General features: G+C 72.2%; 12 protein-coding genes. 4 read left to right on the top strand and 8 right to left on the bottom strand.

The annotated features are described in order from the left end of the window. Window positions 1-40: 40 nt before the first annotated feature. The 6 genes from ACHFIV_RS09065 to ACHFIV_RS09040 all read right to left on the bottom strand — a co-directional run bounded on the left by ACHFIV_RS09065 (window position 41) and on the right by ACHFIV_RS09040 (window position 10687). On the bottom strand, window positions 41-3691 hold the full coding sequence (locus tag ACHFIV_RS09065; protein WP_398965980.1) for a S8 family serine peptidase: 3651 nt from the start codon (window positions 3689-3691) through the stop codon (window positions 41-43). Window positions 3692-3898: 207 nt separating this feature from the next. Further along, window positions 3899-5038, bottom strand: a complete 1140-nt coding sequence (locus tag ACHFIV_RS09060; protein WP_398965384.1) for an XdhC family protein — start codon at window positions 5036-5038, stop codon at window positions 3899-3901. Between the two features lie 43 nt (window positions 5039-5081). Continuing rightward, complete coding sequence (locus ACHFIV_RS09055; RefSeq protein ID WP_398965382.1) at window positions 5082-6539, bottom strand: NCS2 family permease; 1458 nt, start codon at window positions 6537-6539, stop codon at window positions 5082-5084. 238 nt (window positions 6540-6777) lie between these two features. Next, window positions 6778-9195 carry a xanthine dehydrogenase family protein molybdopterin-binding subunit gene (locus ACHFIV_RS09050; protein WP_398965380.1) on the bottom strand — a complete coding sequence of 806 codons (2418 nt, stop codon included), beginning with the start codon at window positions 9193-9195 and terminating at the stop codon, window positions 6778-6780. Next, entirely contained in the window at window positions 9192-9794 is a 603-nt protein-coding gene (locus ACHFIV_RS09045) for a (2Fe-2S)-binding protein (protein WP_398965378.1), read from the bottom strand. Before ACHFIV_RS09045 ends, ACHFIV_RS09050 begins: the two co-directional genes overlap by 4 nt. Window positions 9795-9796: 2 nt before the next feature. After that, complete coding sequence (locus ACHFIV_RS09040) at window positions 9797-10687, bottom strand: FAD binding domain-containing protein (RefSeq protein ID WP_398965376.1); 891 nt, start codon at window positions 10685-10687, stop codon at window positions 9797-9799. A gap of 270 nt (window positions 10688-10957) precedes the next feature. Between ACHFIV_RS09040 and ACHFIV_RS09035 the strand changes: the two genes are divergently transcribed. Both ACHFIV_RS09035 and ACHFIV_RS09030 read left to right on the top strand, forming a co-directional pair. After that, window positions 10958-12676, top strand: a complete 1719-nt coding sequence (locus ACHFIV_RS09035) for a PucR family transcriptional regulator (RefSeq protein WP_398965374.1) — start codon at window positions 10958-10960, stop codon at window positions 12674-12676. Window positions 12677-12871: 195 nt separating this feature from the next. Further along, the gene (locus ACHFIV_RS09030) at window positions 12872-13657 is read left to right on the top strand and encodes a hypothetical protein (RefSeq protein WP_398965372.1); all 786 of its coding nucleotides are present in this window, start codon (window positions 12872-12874) and stop codon (window positions 13655-13657) included. Between the two features lie 69 nt (window positions 13658-13726). On the opposite strand, the gene ACHFIV_RS09025 is transcribed toward ACHFIV_RS09030, so the two are convergent. Further along, the gene (locus ACHFIV_RS09025) at window positions 13727-14473 is read right to left on the bottom strand and encodes a GntR family transcriptional regulator (RefSeq protein ID WP_398965370.1); all 747 of its coding nucleotides are present in this window, start codon (window positions 14471-14473) and stop codon (window positions 13727-13729) included. A gap of 145 nt (window positions 14474-14618) precedes the next feature. Between ACHFIV_RS09025 and ACHFIV_RS09020 the strand changes: the two genes are divergently transcribed. Together ACHFIV_RS09020 and ACHFIV_RS09015 are read left to right on the top strand one after the other, a co-directional pair. After that, window positions 14619-15467 carry a (2Fe-2S)-binding protein gene (locus ACHFIV_RS09020; protein ID WP_398965368.1) on the top strand — a complete coding sequence of 283 codons (849 nt, stop codon included), beginning with the start codon at window positions 14619-14621 and terminating at the stop codon, window positions 15465-15467. Window positions 15468-15671: 204 nt separating this feature from the next. Next, on the top strand, window positions 15672-16760 hold the full coding sequence (locus tag ACHFIV_RS09015; protein WP_398965367.1) for a DUF2637 domain-containing protein: 1089 nt from the start codon (window positions 15672-15674) through the stop codon (window positions 16758-16760). A gap of 3 nt (window positions 16761-16763) precedes the next feature. On the opposite strand, the gene ACHFIV_RS09010 is transcribed toward ACHFIV_RS09015, so the two are convergent. Beyond that, entirely contained in the window at window positions 16764-17174 is a 411-nt protein-coding gene (locus tag ACHFIV_RS09010) for an ATP-binding protein (protein ID WP_398965365.1), read from the bottom strand. Window positions 17175-17398 lie beyond the last annotated feature (224 nt).

The following is a 17398-nucleotide window of genomic DNA, read 5'->3' as shown; positions in this document are numbered from 1 at the left end:
CGCGGGATGCGGGACCACCTCGACCGGAAGGTTCAGCAGGTCACTTCAGGCCGAAGGCGTTGATGATCTCCTGCTCGACGGCCAGCCCGCCGGGGCCCTCGGTGCGCGCCTTGAGCGAGACCGAGGACGTGCCCTTGGCGGGCGTCCTCAGTTTCGCCGTCCACTCGCCCGACGCCCCCTTGCGCAGCTGCACGGCGCTCCAGGTCCTGCCCTCGTCGTAGCTGACGCCGAGCGAGGCCTTCGTCGCCTTCACCGCGCCCTCCAGCCACGCCTGGGTGCCGGACTCGATGCCGACCTCGACCTGCCTGCCGGCCTTGACGTCACCCGCCAGGTCGGTGTCCACGTCGTAGGCCAGCTGCAGCAGCGGGATGTCCGCCTGCGGCGTGCCCTCGGGCAGGGCGCCCGAGACGAAGTCCCACTCGGTGTGCGTCCGCGTCGAGGTCTTCCACACGGCCTCGTCCCGTGCCGAGTCGATGACCAGGCGGTACGGCACCTTCTCGGGCGACAGGTCCCAGGCGTTGCCGGCCCGGCCCGCGCCCTTCTTGATCAGGGTGTCCCCCTGGTAGAAGGCGTAGGACGTGGTGTCGTACTCGTCCGCGGGCATCGAGCCCGAGTGCCCCTCGCCCGAGTCCGTCCACGGAGTGATGTTGAACTGCACGTCGTTGTACGCGGTCCGGAACGGACCCCAGTAGCCGGTACCGAGACGCGGGCCGGTCACGGGGGCGAACCAGTCGGCACGGTAGGTCCGGCCCGCCGCGTAGTCGAGTTCGGCGCTGCGCATCTCGTGCGCCCGGTCGGAGGCGTCGGCGTTCAGGACCGAGTGGTTCTCGTACCAGAAGGAGTCACCGGGCAGCGGGTTGACCCACTCCGTGCGGGTGCCGGGGAACTTCTCGTACTCCTCGAAGCCGAGTCCCGGGCCGTAGTCCGGGATGTCGTAGCGGTAGCCGGCGCCGAGCGTGGCTTCATGGCCGTAAAAGGTGTTCTCGACCTTCGCCAGCTCCCGGAGCGAGGGCGCGAAGGCCAGCGAGCGGTCAGGGACGGCACCGTCGTGACGGTCCACCAGGTCGTAGACGTACGAAGCGAACTTCTTCTGGTCGACGGACAGCTTCTTGCCGCGCTGCGCCGCCTTGATCAGCGTCTCGCCCGCGACCCGCTGCACCGAGGCGACCGGGATGGTGGTCTCCTCGCCGTACGGCATGTAGCTCTCCATCGCGACTCCGCGGCCGTCGTTGACGACGAGGAGCGCCCTGGCTCCCGCGGCGAGGGCGTTGGCCAGCCGCTCGGCGGGCGGGACGGCATCACTGCGGGTGATGACGACGGCCTTGCCCTTGACGCTGCGGCCCTTGTAGTCGGCCGCGGCGCCGTTGCCGGCGAAGACGCCGGTGAGCTTCTGCTCGCTGTCCTCGGCGACGGCGGAGCCGTTCTGGACCGTGACCGGGATGTCGTGGCCGTCGGCCGTCAGGTCGAGCAGTTCCTCGCTCTGGCGCCAGCGGGTCAGGAAACTGAAGCTGCCCTCGGTGACCTTCTTCGTGGGACTCGCCCACAACTGGTCGTAGGTCAGGGGGATCTGGAAGGCGTCACGCTGGACGACACCGTCGGGGGAGGTGCGGGCCATGTCGTAGCGCAGCTGCCGCTTCTCGGACTCCTGCGGGGTGCGCACACTGACCTTGCGGGCCTTCGAGGCGTCCAGGGTGACCGTGGTGGCCTTGTCGAGGATCGTCTCGGGTGCCGCGAGGAAGGCGACGGCCTTCGAGTCGGGACGGTCCCCGTCGATGTCCGCCGAGGTCCAGGCGGTGTAGTTGCCCGGGGGCAGCCGCAGTGTGGTCTCGCCGGAGACCTGGACCATGCCGAGCTGCGGATCGCCGAGCGCGGCGAGGACCACGGTGCCGTCCATGGGCGCGCCCGAGCGGTCGCGGAGGCGGAGCGTGAGGTCGTAGAGCTCCTGCTCCTTGTGCACGGCGAAACCGGTGTGGGCCACCGTCGCGCCGGACGTGTCCGTGGCGACGACCTGGCCGGAGAAGCGGGTGTCGTTCGCGACCTTCGACGGGTCGATCGAGAGGACCGCCTCGGCGGTGGAGCCGGCCGGGACGGTCAGCTCCGACGTCGACAGGGTGTAGGCGGCCGCGTCCGTGTCGGCCGCCAGATTCAGCGTGACGTCGCTGTCACCCGTGTTGCGGTAGGTGAGGGTGCGCTTCGCGACCGCGTCCTCGGCGCTGTGCGGCCAGTCGTACGACGCGACCTCGACGGAGCCGGTGGCCTCGATCACCGTGTCGACGGCGGCCTTCACGTCGAGGCGCCCGGTGCCCTGCTCGTAGGGCGTGTGACCGGGCAGCAGCTTCGACGAGCTCATCAGCGCGTCCTTGATGCGCCGGCCGGACCACTCGGGGTGGCGCTGCTTCAGGATGGCGGCCGCGCCCGCGACGTGCGGGGTCGCCATCGACGTGCCGGACATCCCCTGGTACATGCCCTCGATGCCGGGGATCGCCTGCGAGGCCGCGGCGTTGATGTCGACACCGGGTGCGGACAGGTCGGGCTTCAGGCCGTGGGACCGCACGAGCGGACCCATGGAGGAGAAGTCGGCCCGGCCGTCCTGCTTGTCGACGGCGGCGATGGTGAGCGCGCTCGCGGCGGAGCCGGGCGAGCCGATGGTGCCCGCGCCGTAGGCGTTGCCCGCGGCGATCACGAACAGCGGGCCGCCGTCGGCGGAGAGGGCGTCGACGGCCTGGGCCATCGGGTCGGTACCGTCGTCCGGGACGCTGGAGCCGAGGCTCATGGAGACGACGTCGGCACCTTCGGCCTTCGCCCACTCCATGGCCTCGATGATGCCGGAGTCGGCGCCGGACCCCTCATCGCCGAGCACCTTGCCGACGATCAGGTCGGCGGCGGGCGCGACACCCTTGTTGGCGCCGTCCGACGCCGCGCCGGAGCCGGCGATCGTGGAGGCGACGTGCGTGCCGTGGCCGTGCTTGTCGAGGACCTCCTCGCCGGGGACGAAGCTCCTGGTCCGCGTGATGCGGTCCTTGACGTCGGGGTGCGTGGCGTCGATGCCGGTGTCCAGGACGGCGACCGTGGTGCCCTTGCCGTCGAAGCCGCCGGCCCATGCCTGCGGGGCGTTGACCTGCGGCACGGAATCCCTGAGAACCGCCTCGGCCTTGCCGTCGAGCCACAGCTTCTTGATGCCGTCGTCCAGCGAACGGCTCTTCGCCGTACGGGAGACGTCGCTCCAGAAGGCGCGGGCGTGGTCCTTGTCGGCCTTGAGCGCCGCGCCGTTCACCGATTCGAGCCGGCGGACCGCCTCGCTCCCGCGCGGGGCGGCGGGCAGCGCGCGCGCCGTGCTCGCGGAGTAGGTGGCGATCAGCGGTATGCCGTCCGAACGCCTGTCGTCGTAGCCCATCTCGACCAGCGTCGAGATGTTGAACAGCCGGCGGTCCAGCTTGTCCGCCGCGACGAGGGCGGTCGCCTCGTCGGGGATGACGTAGATGTCCTCCCCGGCCTGCTGCACGTGCACGCCGCCCGTGGCGCCGTCCGGGCGGTCGACGGTGACGGTGTCCTGGCCGCCCGCGCCGTCCGTGTAGTGGACGACGTCACCGGTGAGGAGGGTGATGTCGTAGTCGCGGGCCCCGGGTCCGTGGCGGTCCTCGGCGGCAGGCGGCTTCGGAGCGGCGGCGGCGGACCCCGCCGCGGGGAGCATGGCGCCGCTCACGAGGGCGACCGAGGTCGCTATGAGCAGAGCCCTGCGTCCCGCGCGAGCGGGTCTCGCCCGGCCGGAAACGGAGGAGAGGGAAAATGTCATGCAGCTGATCTACCGGTAAACGCGGGGCCGTGGACCGCTTCAGCCCTGGCGTGAAACCGCCGTGGCGGCAACCCGCCCACCGGGACCGGCCGACGGTGGTGCGGATCAGGCCGCCGAGGCGAGTGACGTGCCGCCCTCGTGGTGGATCGGGGTGTGGGCGCCCCTGAGCGGCAGACCGCTGCCACCGCGCCGCTCCGCGACGATCTCGGCGGCGATCGAAAGGGCGGTCTCCTCCGGCGTTCGGGCCCCGAGGTCGAGTCCGATCGGCGAGTGCAGGAGGGCCAGTCGGTGCTCGGTGACACCGGCCTCGCGGAGCCGTTCGTTGCGCTCCAGATGGGTGCGGCGCGAGCCCATCGCGCCGACGTAGGCGACCGGCAGCCGCAGAGCGAGCTCCAGGAGGGGCACGTCGAACTTGGCGTCGTGGGTGAGGACGCAGAGCACCGTGCGCGCGTCCACATCGGTGGTGGCGAGATAGCGGTGCGGCCAGTCGACGACGATCTCGTCGGCGTCCGGGAAGCGGGCGGCCGTGGCGAAGACGGGGCGCGCGTCGCAGACCGTGACGTGGTACCCCAGGAAGCGGCCCGCGCGGACCAGGGCCGCGGCGAAGTCGATGGCCCCGAAGACGATCATCCGGGGCGGCGGGACGCTCGACTCGACGAGCAGGGTGAGGGGGCTGCCGCAACGGGAGCCCCCGGCGCCGATGACGAGCTCCCCGGTGCGGCCGGTGTCGAGCATCGCGCGGGCTTCGGCGGCGGCGTGACGGTCCAGATCGGGGTGTCCGCCGAGGCCGCCCTCGTGCGTACCGTCGGGGTGGACGAGCAGGGGGCGGCCGAGCATGCTCTCCGGCCCATCGGTGACGCGGGCGACCGCCGCCGCGCCGCCTTGTGCCGCTGCGGCGAACGCGGCGGCGAACACCGGGCGCGCGGGGTCGTCCGCGCGCACCGGGGTCACCAGGATGTCGATGACACCACCGCAGGTCAGACCTACCGCGAAGGCGTCGTCGTCGCTGTAGCCGAAGCGCTCGCGCACGGTGGTGCCGTCCTCGATCGCCTGTCGGCACAGCTCGTACACCGCACCCTCCACACATCCGCCGGAGACCGACCCGACGGCCGTGCCGTCGCTGTCCACGGCGAGGGCGGCACCCGGCTGCCGTGGTGCGCTGCCGCCGACCGCGACGACGGTGGCCACCGCGAACGCGCGTCCCTGCCCGACCCACCGGTGGAGCTCTTCGGCGATGTCCAGCATGGCGTCTCTCCTTCTGACTGAGGTGTGGTGGGCGCGGAGGGCGTCAGCTGACGCCCAGCCAGCCCTCGATGGGGTGGAGGGCGAAGTACACGACGAAGACCAGCGTCAGGACCCACATGAAGACGCCGACCTCACGGGCCCTGCCCTGCGCGAGCTTGATGACGGAGTACGAGATGACGCCCGCGGCGACACCGGTGGTGATGGTGTACGTGAACGGCATCAGGACGACGGTGAGGAAGACCGGTACGGCGACGGAGCGGTCGCCCCAGTCCACGTGCCGGGCGTTCTGCATCATCATGGCGCCGATCACGACGAGGGCGGCGGACGCCACCTCGGCGGGCACGATCGCCGTGAGCGGGGTGAAGAACAGGCAGGCGGCGAAGAACAGCCCGGTGACGACGGAGGCCAGCCCTGTGCGGGCGCCCTCGCCCACACCGGTCGCCGACTCGACGAACACGGTCTGCCCGGAACCGCCGGCGACACCGCCGATCGCACCGCCCGCGCCGTCGATGAACAGGGCCTTCGACAGCCCCGGCATCCGGCCCTTGTCGTCCGCGAGCTTCGCCTCCGTGCCGACGCCGATGATGGTGGCCATCGCGTCGAAGAAGCCGGCGAGGACGAGCGTGAACACGATCATGCCGACCGTCATGACGCCGACGTCACCCCAGCCGCCGAACTCGACGCTGCCGAAGAGCGAGAAGTCCGGCGGGGAGACGGCGCTGCCGCTCAGCTCGGGCGGGCCGCTGCTCCAGGCCTTGGGGTCGATGTCGCCGACGGTGTTGACCACGACCGCCGCCACCGTGCCGACGACGATGCCGATCAGGATCGCGCCGGGGACGTCGCGCGCCTGCAGCATGAAGATCAGGAGCAGGGTGACGGCGAAGATGAGGACGGGCCAGCCCGTGAGCTCACCCGCCGGGCCGAGCGACAGGGGCGTCGCCGCCCCGGGGTGGACGAAACCCGCCTTGACGAGGCCGATGAGGGCGATGAAGAGGCCGATGCCGATGGTGATCCCGTGCTTCAGCGCGAGCGGGATCGCGTTCATGATCATCTCGCGGAGGCCGGTGACGACCAGCAGGCAGATCACGAGCCCGTAGACCACGCACATGCCCATGGCCTGCGGCCACGTCATGGCCGGCGCGACCTGCGAGGCGAGTACACCGGAGACGCTCAGTCCGGCCGCGAGCGCGAGGGGGACCTTGCCGACGAAGCCCATCAGCAGCGTGGTGGCGGCCGCCGCGAACGCGGTGGCGGTGATCAGGCCCGGCTGGCCGAGCAACTGGCCCTCGACGTCCTTGCCGCCGAGGATGAGCGGGTTGAGCAGGAGGATGTACGCCATCGCCATGAAGGTCGTGACGCCGCCGCGCACTTCGCGCGCGACGGTCGATCCCCGCTCGGTTATGTGGAAGTAGCGGTCGAGCCAGGACCGTCCGGCGGGGACACGCGAGCCGGGGCCCGCGTCCTCCGCGCTCGTCCTGGGTTCCACGGACTGCTGGGTCATGTTGCCTGACTCCCAAGGTTCACAGGGGCACCCGCGTGGAGCTCTCGTGATTGCGGGATTTGGGATGACTGCGAGGCGCACGACCCGGGGGACGGCCCGAGACGAACTCTTCGTGCAGATGGAGCGGTGACGCGCTGGATCGGATGGGTCGGTGGTGCGTCGGCTCCGGACGGTGCGTGCGCGGGGAAGTGTGACGTTCACGGCAGGCACGCACCGCCCGGATGTACGTGATGAGCCGTCAGGTCCCGGTGATGTGCTCGGGGCGCACCGGCGTCCTGTTGAGCTCCAGGCCCGTCGCGTCCCGGATCGCCGCGAGGACGGCCGGGGTGGACGACAGGGTCGGGGCCTCGCCGATGCCGCGCAGCCCGTACGGGGCGTGGTCGTCGGCGAGTTCGAGCACGTCGACCGGGATGGTCGGGGTGTCGAGGATGGTGGGGATCAGATAGTCCGTGAAGGACGGGTTGCGCACCTTCGCGGTCTTCGGATCGACGATGATCTCCTCCATGACGGCGACACCCAGCCCCTGGGTGGTGCCGCCCTGGATCTGGCCCACGACCGACAGGGGGTTGAGGGCCTTGCCCACGTCCTGGGCGCACGCGAGCTCGATGACCTTGACCAGGCCGAGTTCGGTGTCGACCTCCACGACCGCGCGGTGCGCGGCGAAGGAGTACTGGACGTGCCCGTTGCCCTGTCCGGTCCGCAGGTCGAACGCTTCGGTGGGCCTGTGGCGCCACTCCAGCTCGACGTCGACCGCCTCGTCCTCCAGGACATCGGCCAGCGGGGCGAGCACCTCGCCGCCGTCGGTGACGACCTTGCCGCCCTCCAGGAGGAGTTCGGCGGTGGCCCAGGCGGGGTGGTAGGCGCCGAACTTGCGGCGGCCCATCTCCAGGACCTGTTCGCGGACCGCCTCGCAGGAGTTCTTCACGGCCCCGCCGGTGACGTAGGTCTGCCGGGAGGCGGAGGTGGAGCCGGCGGAACCGACCTGGGTGTCAGCCGGGTGGATGGTCACCTGGCTGACGCCCAGCTCCGTACGGGCGATCTGGGCGTGGACGGTGACACCGCCCTGCCCGACCTCGGCCATCGCGGTGTGCACGGTGGCGACCGGCTCGCCGTTGATGACCTCCATCCGCACCCGGGCGGTGGAGTAGTCGTCGAAGCCCTCGGAGAAGCCGACGTTCTTCAGCCCGACGGCGTAGCCGACGCCCCGCACCACGCCTTCGCCGTGCGTCGTGTTCGACAGTCCGCCGGGCAGGGCGCGTACGTCGACGGAGCTGCCCCCGGCGTCGGCCGAGAGCCACTGCTGCTCGGGCGGCATGGGCCTGGCCTTGACGCGGCGCAGCAGTTCGGCCACGGGGGCCGGCGAGTCGACGGGCTGCCCGGTGGGCAGCAGGGTGCCCTGCTCCATCGCGTTCAGCTGCCGCAGCTCGACCGGGTCCATGTCCAGGGCCGCGGCCAGCTTGTCCATCTGCGCCTCGTAGGCGAAGCACGCCTGGACCGCGCCGAAGCCGCGCATGGCGCCGCAGGGCGGGTTGTTGGAGTAGAGGGCGATCGCCTCGATGTCGACGTCCTCGACGGCGTAAGGGCCGACGGCGAGGGAGGAGGCGTTGCCGACCACGGCCGGGGAGGCGGACGCGTAGGCGCCGCCGTCCAGCACGATGCGGCACTTCATGTGGGTGAGCTTGCCGTCCTTGGTGGCCCCGTGCTCGTAGTGCAGCTTCGCGGGGTGGCGGTGGACGTGTCCGAAGAAGGACTCGAAGCGGTTGTAGACCATCTTGACGGGCTTGCCGGTGCGCAGCGCCAGCAGGCAGGCGTGGATCTGCATCGACAGGTCCTCGCGTCCGCCGAAGGCGCCGCCGACGCCGGACAGCGTCATGCGGACCTTGTCCTCGGGGAGGCCGAGGACGGGGGCGATCTGGCGGAGGTCGGAGTGCAGCCACTGCGTGGCGACGTACAGCTCGACGCCGCCGTCCTCGGACGGCACGGCGAGCCCCGACTCGGGGCCGAGGAAGGCCTGGTCCTGCATCCCGAAGACGTAGTCCCCGCTGACGATCACGTCGGCCCGCTCGGCGGCCGCGTCGGCGTCGCCGCGGACGATGGGCTGGCGGTGGACGATGTTGGGGTGCGGGACGTGCCCGATGTGGTGGTCGGTGCGGCCTTCGTGGATGAGGACCGCGTCAGGGGCCGTCGCGGACGCCTCGTCCGTGATCACGGGCAGTTCGGCGTAGTCGATCCTGATCTTCGCGGCGGCGCGCCGGGCGGTCTCGGGGTGGTCCGCGGCGACGAGCGCCACGGGCTCGCCGTGGTGGCGGACCCTGCCGTGGGCGAGTACGGGGGTGTCCTGGATCTCCAGCCCGTAGTTCTTCATCTCGGCGGGCAGGTCGTCGTAGGTCAGGACGGCGTACACGCCGGGCGTGGCGAGGGCCTCACCGATGTCGACGGAGCGGATCTCGGCGTGCGCGACGGTGGAGCGGAGCGTGTGGCCCCACAGCATGTCCTCGTGCCACATGTCCGAGGAGTACGCGAACTCACCGGTGACCTTGAGCGTGCCGTCGGGGCGCAGGGTGGACTCGCCGATGCCGCCCGGGGTCTCGGAGCCCTGGGTGATCCTGGTGGGGGTGCCGGCCGGTACGGACGCGGCTCGTGGGTGCATGGTCATGGCTGTCGGACCGCCTCTTCCTGACGGGCGGCCGCGAGGCGGACCGCGTCGAGGATCTTCTCGTAACCGGTGCAGCGGCAGAGGTTGCCGGAGAGCGCCTCCCGGATGTCCTGGTCGGACGGGGAGGGCTGGGTCTCGAGCAGTTCGTCGGCGGCGACCAGCAGGCCGGGGGTGCAGAAGCCGCACTGCACGGCGCCCGCGTCGATGAACGCCTGCTGGACCGGGGAGAGTTCCGCGGCCTCGGCGCTCTGCCCGTCGGTGGGCCTGGCCTGCCAGCGCTGCGCGGCGTCGAGCGACGTGCCGCACGTGCCCGCCGCGCAGCCGGTGCCGGGGTGTGCGTCGTCGCGGTGCCTGGCGTAGTCCGCGAGGCCTTCGACGGTGACGACCTCGCGGCCTTCCGCCTGGCCGGCGGCGACGAGACAGGAACAGACGGGGACACCGTCGAGGCGGACCGTACAAGACCCGCACTCTCCCTGCTCGCAGGCGTTCTTGGAACCGGGGAGGCCCATGCGCTCACGCAGGACGTACAGGAGGGACTCGCCCTCCCAGACGTCGTCGGCTTCCTGCTTCCGGCCGTTGACGGTGAAATTGACTCGCATGGTCAAGCAGCTCCTTCGAGGGTGCGGCCCGCTCCGCGGTACTGCTCCCAGGTCCAGCCCAGCGTGCGGCGGGCCATGATGCCGACGGCGTGCCGGCGGTAGGCGGCGGTGCCCCGTACGTCGTCGATGGGGTTGCAGGCCCCTGCGGCGAGCTGGGCGAACTGCTTGGCCACGGAGGGAGTGATGATCTTCCCGCTCTCCCAGAAGCCGCCGTCCTCCAGCGCCGCGTTGAGGAAGTCCTCGGCCTCCTTCGCCCGTACGGGGGTGGGGGCCGCGGATCCGATTCCGGTGCGCACGGTGCGTGTCCCGGGGTGGAGGGCGAGGCCGAAGGCGCAGACGGCGATGACCATGGCGTTGCGGGTGCCCACCTTCGAGTACTGCTGGGGGCCGTCGGCCTTCTTGATGTGCACGGCCCGGATCAGCTCGTCCGGGGCGAGCGCGTTGCGCTTGACGCCGGTGTAGAAGTCGTCGATCGGGATCATCCGCGTCCCCCGGACGGACGCGGCCTCCACCTCCGCCCCCGCCGCGAGCAGCGCCGGGTGGGCGTCCCCGGCGGGTGAGGCGGTGCCCAGGTTGCCGCCGACGCCGCCGCGGTTGCGGATCTGCGGCGAGGCGACGGTGTGGGAGGCGAGGGCGAGGCCGGGCAGCTCGGCCCGCAGGTGCTCCATGACGGCGCTGTACGGGACGGAGGCACCGAGGCGCACGGTGTCCGCGCCCACCTGCCAGTCGGACAGCTCACCGATGCGGTTCAGGTCCATGAGGTGCCCGGGCCGCCGGTGGTCGAAGTTGATCTCGACCATGACGTCGGTGCCACCCGCGATGGGCACAGCCGACGGGTGCTCGGCCTTCGCGGCGAGCGCCTCCTCCCAGCTGGCGGGGCGAAGGAAGTCCATGAGTGGCTCTCTTCTTCTCGATCGGGTCGTTCGGCTGGGGCGGGGTGCGGCCGGCCCTCCACTGGTCGTTCCCGTGTTGTTTGACGCGGTGTGTGGCCCAGTACACAAGCCTTGCTCCACTCGGTGCAGTCACCGAAACCATGAAGGAATTGGCTGGTCCCCGTCCGTGTCTTGTAGATTCGAACGAATGGCGGGTACCGGTGACCTCACCGCAATTCACAGGTGACCGCCGCTGACCACCACCAACGACGAGATCGGCGGCGATCGACGATGCGGCTGCGCGCACTGCTGGACACCGAGGCGCTGGGCCTGCGGCTGCTCGGCGGCGAGGACGAGCTGGACCGTTCGGTCCGCGGCGTCATGACGACCGACCTGCGCGATCCCAGCCGCTATCTCTCCGGCGGGGAGCTGGTCCTCACGGGCCTGGCCTGGCGCCGGGACCCGTCGGACGCGGAGCCGTTCGTCCGGATCCTGGCGAACGCCGGGGTCGCCGGCCTGGCGGCGGGCGAGGCCGAACTCGGGGCCGTCCCGGACGACCTGGTCGAGGCCTGCCTGCGCCACCGGCTCCCGCTCTTCGCCGTCGACGAGACCGTGGCGTTCGCGACGATCACGGAGCACGTGGTGCGCCAGGTCTCCGGCGAGCGGGCCGGTGACCTCGCCGCGGTCGTGGACCGCCACCGCAGGCTGATGACCTCCGGCCCCGCCGGCGGCGGTCCCGAGGTGGTCCTCGACCTCCTCACCTCCGACCTGGACCTGCGTGCCTGGGTGCTGTCCCCCACGGGCCGGCAGATCGCCGGGGCGGGTGAGCCCCTGCCCCCGCACACCGGCGCGGAACTGGCGGGCCGGCATCTCGCGGCGACCCGCACGGGCCGCCCGGGACCGCACCGGGCGGAGGTCGACGGCGCGGCCTACGCGCTGTTCCCGATCCGCAACACCGGGCGGGGTGCCGTCCCCGCCACGTCCCGGGACGTGCGGGAGTCCGTGCTGTCGGACTGGCTGCTCGCCGTGGCGGCCGACGCGGGTGACTGGCCGGCGGCCCGGCTCGACCTGCTCCAGGGTGTCACCCAGCTGATCGCGGTCGAGCGGGACCGCCGTGACGCGGCCCGCGCGGTCCGCCGCAGACTCGCCCAGGAGGTCCTCGAACTCGTCCAGACGGGTGCCGCCCCCGCCGAGATCGCGGCCAGGCTGCGGGTGGCCACGCCGGTGCTGCTGCCGGGGCTCGGCACGGCACCGCACTGGCAGGTCGTGGTGGCCCGGGTCGAGTGGGCGGCCGGGGGTGCGGAGCTGTCGGGCGGCCGAGCCGCGCAGGCGCTGCTGGAGGAGATCCTGGTCGACCCGGCGGTGACGGGGACCGACTCGGCGGACCGGATCGCCGTGGCGCACACGGGTGAGGAGGCGATCGCCCTCGTGCCTCTGGCCTCGCACACCCCCGTCGGCGGCTCCGACGCGGCCGGTACCTCGGAGGAGCCCGGCGCCCAGGAGGAGCGGGACACCGCGCTGCACGCCGACGTCCTGCTCCGGGCCGTCCGTCCGCCGCTCTCCGCCGGCCTCGCGGAGGACGGCCGCCTGACACTGGGTGTCAGCGCCGCGGTCCACTCCGCGGAGGGGCTGCGCGGCGCGCTTGAGGAGGCCCGGCACGCCCGCCGGGTCGCCGCCGCCCGGCCGGGCCCGGTCTGCGCGGCGGGACATCACGAGCTCGCCTCGCACGTCCTGCTGCTGCCCTTCGTCCCGGACGACGTCCGCCGCGCCTTCACCGCACGGCTCCTGGATCCGCTGCGCGACTACGACCGGCGCCACCGCGCGGAGCTGATCGAGACGCTGGAGGCCTTCCTGGACTGCGACGGGTCCTGGACGCGCTGCGCGGCCCGGCTGCACCTCCACGTCAACACGCTGCGCTACCGCGTCGGACGTATCGAGCAGTTGACGGGACGTGACCTCTCACGCCTCGAGGACAAGCTCGACTTCTTCCTCGCCCTGCGCATGAGCTGACTTCCGGGGCCCTGCGCGGTCCTCCCGGGCCCCGGGTGATTGTGAAATCTTTCACCTGACATCGATCCCACCCCTTGGCCCGGCGTGCCAATCCGTGCTGAGATGCGCGCAGACCCTGGCCTACCGGCGGTTGCCGGCCGGCCTCCACAGCTCGACGGCGCGCTCGGGGAGGGCAATGTGGTGGCGCATACCGCCATGTCTGGTTCCGGAACGACAGCAGATGACGATCCTCCGCTCCAGACCGCGGTATGGCGGCTGCGTTCACGAGCCTGCTGGACGGACGCGGCGGCGCTGCTGGAACCCTGGGCGGCCACCGATCCCGCCGCCGCGCTCCAGCGGACCTCCCTGCTGACCGAGCGGTGCCTCTACACGGGTACCGGCTGGACCGACGCCGAGGACGCGCTGCGCACCGCGGAGGCGCTCGCCCAGGACGACTCCGAACGCGGGGCGGCCGCGTGCGAGCGCGGCTACCTGGCCTACGCCTCGACGCTGCTGGGGGCACGTGACCGGGCCGACGAAGCCAGCGTGGCGCTCAGCAGGGCCGCTGCCCTGCTCTCCCCCTCGGCCACCGGCCGCCCGCTGCTCGACTTCCGCCGGGGCCTGATCGCCCAGAACATCGCCGACTCCCCCCAGTCCGCCCGCGCCGCCTACCGCAGGGCGCACGCCGGTGCCACGGCCCAGGGGGACGAGCTGCTGCTCTCCTTCACCTGGCGGCACATCGCGTCACTCGCGCTGCGCGAGGGGGAGCTCGCTGAGGCGCGGCACGGCTTCGCGGAGTCGCTGCGGATACGGGAGGAGCTGGGCTATCTCGTGGGGACGGCTCCGGCGCTCATCTCCCTCGCGGACGCCGAGCCGGAACCCGAGGCGGCCGCCCGGCTGCGCGCCGAGGCGGGCCGGCTGTTCCGGCTGCTGGGCGGCGTACCGACCTGGCTCGCTCCCCGGCTGGAGCCGCCCGTCCCCGGGACGGTCGACGCCAACTGACCCGCCGGGAGGCCCCGGCTCGTCCGGCGGCTCCCGGCGCCTCCACCGGGCGGCCGGGGCCGCCCGCGGTCAGACGTCGGCGCCGGTGAAGTGTTCGCGTACGAGGGACTGCACCACGGTGAGGTCACGGGCGATGAGCGCGTCCAGCAGGGCGGTGTGCTCCGAGGCATCCGCGAGGAGGTCGGCCCGGCGGCCTGCCGGACCGTTGACCAGGGGCCACTGGGACCGGCGGTGGAGGTCGTCGGCCACCGACACGAGCTGCTGGTTGCCGGACAGCGCGAGCACGGCGCGGTGGAAGGCGCGGTCGCTCTCCGCGTACGCCGCCCGGTCGCCGACGGCTGCCGACGCGACGGTCGCGTCGGCCAGCGGGCGCAACGCGCACCAGCCGGCCGCCGGGACGGTGCGGGCGAGCCGCAGCATCACGGGGACCTCGATCAGGGCCCGCACCTCGGCGAGCTCCGCGAGCTCCTGGGGACCCCTCTCACTGACCCGGAAACCACGGTTGGGCACGACCTCGACCGCGCCCTCCACAGCCAGCTGCTGCATCGCCTCGCGCACCGGGGTCGCGGAGACCCCGAAACGGGCCCCCAGCGCCGGGGCGCTGTAGACCTCACCGGGGGCCAGCTCGCCACCGACGAGGGCGGCGCGCAGGGCGTCCAGGATCTGGCCGCGCACGGAGTGCCGCCGGACCACGCGGGGAGCGGGCGGCTCGCTGTGGGTGTGCTCGCCCCGCGCCTGCTCGGGCACACGGACGTCCGGCGGGGTGCCCGCGGACACGTACGGCCATACGTCCTCGCGCGCTCGGCCCTGCTCCACCGGCTCCTCCTCCGACTGGCGGGGCCGGCTCGCGTGCGCCGGGCCCCCTGTGCACGATAGGCGGAGCGCGCTTCAGTTCAAACACCGATCACTTCGGGTAAGGTAAGGCTTACCTGCAAGAAGATCGTGATTCGGTGGTCCCTGAATGACCGTGCCCGCTCTGCTCGCCGCCACCGCCCCGTCCCCGCTGACGGCGGCGTACGCACGTCTGGCCGACGTCTTTCCCGGGCTGCGCGCCGAGGTGCTGCCCGACGACGTCCCGGCACCTTCGGGCAGCGGATGGGTCGGCGCCGCGGAGCTCGCGCAGGGCGGTGCCGCACTGGACGCATTCCTGGCCTGGGACGAGGCGCAGGTGCTGCGGGACCACGGCACCCGGGCCCGGCCCGACGTCGTGGCGAGTTTCGGGTTCCACCGCTACGCCTGGCCGGCCTGCCTCCTGGTGACCCTGCCGTGGTTCACACACCGCCGGGTGCCGAGGATCCCCGTCGCGGACGTCGCCTTCCACCGGGGTCTGGGCCGTCTGACCCTCCGCGTCAGCGAGTTCGCCTGCCTCCCCGACGACCCGGCGGCCACCCTGCCCGGCGCCCGGGTCGTCCGCGACGAGCCGGCGCTGCGGGCCGAGGTCCTGGACTCCGTCGCGCAGCACATCGGCCCGGTGCTGGAGGGGTTCAGGCCCCGCATGCGACGCGGGAAGCGCGCCCTGTGGGGCATGGCGACCGACGAGATCGTCGAGGGCCTCTGGTACGTCGCCCACCTGCTCGGCGAGGAGGGCCGCGCGATGAGGGAGCTGGAGCTCCTGCTGCCGGGGACCACCAAGCCGTACGTGGGCACGGCAGGCTTCCGCGAGCTGACCGGACCCGACGGCGAGCCGCTCCCCACCCGCGACCGCGCGAGCTGCTGCCTCTTCTACACCCTGCGGCCCGAGGACACGTGCGTCACGTGCCCGCGCACCTGCGACGCGGACCGCGTACGGAGGCTGGCGGCCGCCCCCTGACCCGCACGTCGGCTCACACCACCCGGACGAGCGACCTTGATTCGCACGCAACTCAGGCTATTGGTGCGGATTTTCGAAAAGATTCCGCCCAACGATGAGCACGGCCACCCCGATGGCGTTCACTTGTCCCGAAACCCCCTGAGCGCGGCGGTATTTCCGTCACGATGGCGCCCGAAACGCCCTACGTGACGCAAGGGACCGCGCATGAGACTGACCGACATATCGCTTGACTGGCTGCTTCCGGGCGCCGTGCTGCTCGTGGGGGTCATGGCGGCGGTGACGGTGGTCGCGCGCGGCAGGCGCGCCGCTGAGAAAGCCGCGGCCGACGACAGCTGGGAACGCAGCGAGGAGCGCCGCAGGCGCAAGGAGGCGCTCTACGCCACCGCCTCGTACCTCCTGCTGTTCTGCTGTGCCGCGGTCGCCGCCGCTCTCTCCTTCCACGGGCTCGTCGGCTTCGGCCGGCAAAACCTCAGCCTCTCCGGTGGCTGGGAGTACCTCGTGCCCTTCGGCCTCGACGGGGCGGCGATGTTCTGTTCGGTGCTCGCGGTGCGCGAGGCCAGCCATGGGGACGCCGCGCTGGGGTCCCGCCTGTTGGTGTGGACGTTCGCCGGGGCGGCGGCCTGGTTCAACTGGGTCCACGCGCCGCGCGGGATGGACCACGCGGGCGCCCCGCACTTCTTCGCGGGGATGTCCCTCTCGGCGGCCGTCCTGTTCGACCGGGCGCTGAAGCAGACCCGCCGCGCGGCGCTGCGCGAGCAGGGCCTGGTGCCCCGCCCGTTGCCGCAGATCCGGATCGTGCGGTGGCTCCGCGCGCCAAGGGAGACCTTCGGCGCCTGGTCGCTGATGCTCCTCGAGGGCGTACGCACCCTGGACGAGGCGGTGGACGAGGTACGCGAGGACCGCCGGGAGAAGGAACAGGACCGGCACCGTAGAAGGGACCAGGCGAAGCTGGACCGGGCCCACATCAAGGCCCTGAACCGGCAGAACCGGGCCTGGGGGCGCGGTGGCCGGGCCGGCCGCCAGGTGGTGGACGTCCAGGCCATCGCTCCGGCGCCGGGTGGCGGTCCACCGGCCGTCGCGGAGCCTGCCATAACAGAGCCGGGACAACTGCCGCTGCGCCCCCGGCCCTCGCTGCAAGCCGTGAACCACTCGGACTCCAGGAGTACGTCGGCACAGACCCGGAGCGGTGATCCCGCAACCGTCGACCTCACCGCCGAGGACGACACCCAGGCCCTGCCCCGGCTCGATTCGCTGGAGCAGAAACTGAAGGCCCTGGAGCAGCAGTTCGGCTGAGCGTCAGGCCTTCGCGGCGTGCAGCTCGAACCAGACCACCTTGCCCAGCGCCTGCATCGTCACTCCCCAGGAGTCCGCCAGGCTCTGGACCAGCAGCAGTCCCCTGCCGTGCGTACCGTCGTCGGCGTTCGGTACGTACGGCGCGGGCTCCTGCCCGGACACGAAGTCCCGCACCTCCACCCGCAGACGGGCGGGGGCGGAGGTCACCGTGACCACGGCCCCGTTCCTCGTGTGGATGAGGGCGTTCGTCACCAGCTCGCTCAGCAGGAGCTCCGCGACCTCGGTCTCCTCGGGCCGTCGGCGAGGGCGCAGGAAGTCCCGCAGCGCCGCGCGTATCTCCCCCACGCCGGACAGGTCGGCGTGCCCGAGTCGGCGGTGTAGACGCACCGGCGGACTCCCTTGTCGTTTCGTCATGTCCCCCGCGCGCACGCTGAATCGGCCTCCTCGGATTTCCGTTTCGTTACGTCATGTCTCGAACGCCTTCACGGGATGCATGCCCCGACGGGGCGCGGTCACGCGTCCCCAGGCGTCAACATATGAACGAGCGGTCGCTCCGCCCCGGGCGCACGACCGGCGCGTCGATGCGCCGTACTCACGATTAACTCCCCGAAAATTCACTCGTGTTGGCGTTGACGGAG

Origin of the sequence: Streptomyces sp. ALB3 (assembly GCF_044385685.1) — a bacterium.
In the GTDB taxonomy this organism is placed as follows: Bacteria; Actinomycetota; Actinomycetes; order Streptomycetales; family Streptomycetaceae; genus Streptomyces.
The sequence above is the reverse complement of the archived record's forward strand: the minus strand, read 5'-3'. Positions and strand labels throughout refer to the sequence as shown.

Bases quoted from the DNA above. Each gene is read 5' to 3' on its own strand.
- ACHFIV_RS09010 (WP_398965365.1), bottom strand. From the start codon at position 17,174: ATGACGAAACGACAAGGGAGTCCGCCGGTGCGTCTACACCGCCGACTC.
- ACHFIV_RS09015 (WP_398965367.1), top strand. From the start codon at position 15,672: ATGAGACTGACCGACATATCGCTTGACTGGCTGCTTCCGGGCGCCGTG.
- ACHFIV_RS09035 (WP_398965374.1), top strand. From the start codon at position 10,958: ATGCGGCTGCGCGCACTGCTGGACACCGAGGCGCTGGGCCTGCGGCTG.
- ACHFIV_RS09065 (WP_398965980.1), bottom strand. From the start codon at position 3,691: ATGCTCCCCGCGGCGGGGTCCGCCGCCGCCGCTCCGAAGCCGCCTGCC.
- ACHFIV_RS09050 (WP_398965380.1), bottom strand. From the start codon at position 9,195: ATGACCATGCACCCACGAGCCGCGTCCGTACCGGCCGGCACCCCCACC.
- ACHFIV_RS09020 (WP_398965368.1), top strand. From the start codon at position 14,619: ATGACCGTGCCCGCTCTGCTCGCCGCCACCGCCCCGTCCCCGCTGACG.
- ACHFIV_RS09045 (WP_398965378.1), bottom strand. From the start codon at position 9,794: ATGCGAGTCAATTTCACCGTCAACGGCCGGAAGCAGGAAGCCGACGAC.
- ACHFIV_RS09055 (WP_398965382.1), bottom strand. From the start codon at position 6,539: ATGACCCAGCAGTCCGTGGAACCCAGGACGAGCGCGGAGGACGCGGGC.
- ACHFIV_RS09040 (WP_398965376.1), bottom strand. From the start codon at position 10,687: ATGGACTTCCTTCGCCCCGCCAGCTGGGAGGAGGCGCTCGCCGCGAAG.
- ACHFIV_RS09060 (WP_398965384.1), bottom strand. From the start codon at position 5,038: ATGCTGGACATCGCCGAAGAGCTCCACCGGTGGGTCGGGCAGGGACGC.
- ACHFIV_RS09030 (WP_398965372.1), top strand. From the start codon at position 12,872: ATGTCTGGTTCCGGAACGACAGCAGATGACGATCCTCCGCTCCAGACC.